This is a genomic window from Rhizobium sp. TBD182 (assembly GCF_001950375.1).
GTDB classification, from domain to species: Bacteria; Pseudomonadota; Alphaproteobacteria; order Rhizobiales; family Rhizobiaceae; genus Agrobacterium; species Agrobacterium tumefaciens.
In genome coordinates, this window is the sequence record NZ_BDLN01000016.1 from 26,521 (window position 1) to 26,782 (window position 262).

At 59.2% G+C, this 262-nt stretch carries 1 pseudogene; it reads right to left on the reverse strand.

The features are described 5' to 3' along the window. A pseudogene (locus T18_RS27345) lies at window positions 1-262 on the reverse strand (conjugal transfer protein traA); the annotation flags it as partial.

Below are 262 nucleotides of genomic sequence, written 5' to 3' on the forward strand. Positions count from 1 at the left end.
TTTGATTTCCTGCAATGCCTGCCGGCCTTCTGTTGTGTTTGACATCTGGCGGATGAACGCGGGCCTTTGCTCATGGGACAGCACATCGAGGCGTGTGAGGATTTCCTCGCTTGCCTTCGTGAGAGCGGGAACCTCGACGATATCGCATTTCTCCCGCTGCCATGTCTCTGACCGGCGTGCGCCCTCGAGCTGCCGTTCCCATGTTCCGGCGGCGGTCTCGACCAGAGACGCGACCGATCGGGCGTAATGCAGTGCTTCTTTT